Origin of the sequence: Aeromonas sp. R1-1 (assembly GCF_040908495.1) — a bacterium.
Lineage (GTDB): Bacteria > Pseudomonadota > Gammaproteobacteria > Enterobacterales > Aeromonadaceae > Aeromonas > Aeromonas veronii.
In genome coordinates, this window is sequence record NZ_JBFODV010000156.1 from 1 (window position 1) to 2,582 (window position 2,582).

Genomic DNA, 2,582 nt, shown 5'->3' on the forward strand with positions numbered 1-2,582 from the left:
GCCATCCCCTGCAGCATCTTCTGCACGGCGATCATGCTGTCCACTTCGGAGAGGCCATCCACCACCAAGGTCTGGCTGGTTGCCGGACCAGAAATGCGGGCACCGTAGTTTTTCACCAGCCAGGCCGCCAGGGTATCGGCAAACCCTTGCGCCACTTCGGCCTGAGTGCCGGTGTTATTGCCACGGGTCAGCTCGGCCACTTCACCGGCCGCTTTGGGGCCGTAGAGTCCCCAATCGATGCTCCACTTGTCACCTTCCGGTGTCAGCTTGCCCAGCACCACCATCTCGGCGCCATAGCGCTGACTTGCCTGCAAAATCGGGTCGGCAAAGCGTCCCCAGACGTCGGTGGCACTGACCGCCATGTTGTCATCGAGATCCATCAGCGGAATGCTGATGGGTAGCCCCAGCGTCTGGGCCTGCTCGCGCAAGGCTTGCGCCCAACCATCGCTGGATTGATCCGCCAGCAGGTGACGCTCCCCCTGATCCACCACCAGCCAGATGGCCATTTGGGGACGAGCCGGGCCAAGCAGGGCAAACTGGCTCTCGGAGACCAGGCTGTTGACCTTGTCACTCTTGAACTCGGCTTTCAGATACTTGACGGAGTCCTGATCCTGATAGCCATAGCTTTTGACATAGTCGCCCGGCGCCGCCAGCGCCTTGACCACCACCGGCTGGGTGAGGATGTCGCGCTTGCCGGTGACCTTGATCAGCACCTGACCCAGTGCCTGCCCCTGAGCAGCCACCATGTCACCACTGGTCGGGGCCTTGCCCTGATAGAGGTCGGTCACCTGAGCGGCCGAGGCCATGAATGACAAGCCGCAGCAGAGGGCGGTCACAACACGTTTGAACATGAACAGAGTCTCGAAATGGGAGAGTGTGCTTATGGTAGCGGCAAGGCGCGTCCTGCGGCAAGGCTGGCACAAGCGGCCACAAACAGCAGAGCCGGCGATGCGCCGGCTCCGATCACCCCTTCCACATGGGAAGCAGGTCAAGGCATAACTTATTTGGTACCGAAGATCTTGTCGCCTGCATCGCCCAGACCCGGCACGATGTAGCCTTTCTCGTTCAGCCCCTGGTCGACAGAAGCGCAGTAGAGCTCTACGTCGGGGTGAGCCGCTTCCAGCGCCTTGATCCCTTCCGGCGCGGCAACCAGTACCAGCACCTTGATGGATTGGCAGCCTTTCTTCTTCAGCAGATCGATAGTGGCGATCATGGAGCCGCCGGTGGCCAGCATCGGATCGATGACCAGCGCCAGACGCTCTTCGATGTTGCTGACGATCTTTTCGAAATAGGGAACCGGTTGCAGGGTCTCTTCATCACGGTAGATACCGACCACGCTGACGCGGGCGCTCGGCATGTGCTCCAGCACGCCATCCATCATGCCAAGGCCGGCACGCAGGATGGGTACGACGGTTACCTTCTTGCCTTTGATCTGGTCAACTTCTACTGGCCCATTCCAGCCATCGATGATAACCTTCTCGGTTTCGAAGTCAGAGGTCGCTTCATAGGTCAACAAACTGCCCACTTCTTTGGCCAGTTCACGGAAACGCTTGGTGCTGATATCGCCTTCACGCATCAGACCGATCTTGTGTTTGACCAGGGGGTGTTTGACTTCAACGACTTTCATTATTATCTCCTCTAACCTGCCGCAAAAAAATCGCGGAATCATACAACAAAAGCCACCGCTTGTAGAGCATTTCCGCGCAAAAACGCGCAAACGATTTCCTTTCTGGTTTTTCACCGCCACTGTTAGAATACGCCCCGAATTTTACCCTCCACTTCTTTACATGACGGGGAATACTCGTGACTGACAAAACCTCACTGAGCTACAAGGATGCTGGCGTAGATATCGATGCCGGCAATGCACTGGTTGAACGTATCAAGGGCGTGTCAAAGCGCACTCGTCGTCCTGAAGTCCTTGGTGGTCTTGGCGGCTTTGGGGCCTTGTGTCAAATCCCTGCGGGCTACAAGGAGCCGGTACTGGTCTCCGGTACCGATGGTGTGGGCACCAAGCTGCGGCTGGCCATCGACCTGAAGAAGCACGACACCGTGGGCATCGATCTGGTGGCCATGTGCGTCAATGACCTGATCGTACAGGGCGCCGAGCCGCTGTTCTTCCTCGACTACTATGCGACCGGCAAGCTGGACGTGGACACCGCGGCCGCGGTGGTCACCGGGATCGGTGCCGGTTGCGAGCAGTCAGGCTGTGCCCTGGTGGGCGGAGAGACTGCCGAGATGCCGGGTATGTATGAAGGGGAAGACTACGACATCGCCGGTTTCTGCGTCGGTGTGGTGGAGAAGAGCGATATCATCGACGGCAGCAAGGTCGGTGAAGGGGATGCCCTGATCGCCCTGGCTGCCAGCGGCCCTCACTCCAACGGCTTCTCCCTGATCCGTAAAATTCTGGAAGTCTCCAAAGCCGACGTGCATCAGCCGCTGGGTGACACCACTCTGGCCAACGCCCTGCTGGAGCCGACCCGCATCTATGTGAAACCGGTGCTCAAGCTCATCAAGGAGTGCGAGATCCACGCCCTCTCCCACATCACCGGCGGTGGCTTCTGGGAGAACATCCCCCGTGTCCT

General features: G+C 58.9%; 3 protein-coding genes. 1 reads left to right on the top strand and 2 read right to left on the bottom strand.

Annotated elements, in window-relative coordinates; all coding sequences use genetic code 11:
* Both AB5Y92_RS09020 and upp read right to left on the bottom strand, forming a co-directional pair.
* A partial coding sequence (locus tag AB5Y92_RS09020; RefSeq protein WP_368226533.1) for a DUF2066 domain-containing protein occupies positions 1 to 851 on the bottom strand: 851 nt, incomplete at its 3' end.
* Between the two features lie 149 nt (positions 852 to 1,000).
* Entirely contained in the window at positions 1,001 to 1,627 is a 627-nt protein-coding gene (upp, locus tag AB5Y92_RS09025; protein WP_005334115.1) for a uracil phosphoribosyltransferase, read from the bottom strand.
* 176 nt (positions 1,628 to 1,803) lie between these two features.
* On the opposite strand from upp, the gene purM reads away from it, so the two are divergent.
* Positions 1,804 to 2,582, top strand: a 779-nt coding sequence (gene purM / locus AB5Y92_RS09030; protein ID WP_368226534.1) for a phosphoribosylformylglycinamidine cyclo-ligase, incomplete at its 3' end; no start/stop codon positions are given.

Bases quoted from the DNA above. Each gene is read 5' to 3' on its own strand.
- upp (WP_005334115.1), bottom strand. From the start codon at position 1,627: ATGAAAGTCGTTGAAGTCAAACACCCCCTGGTCAAACACAAGATCGGT.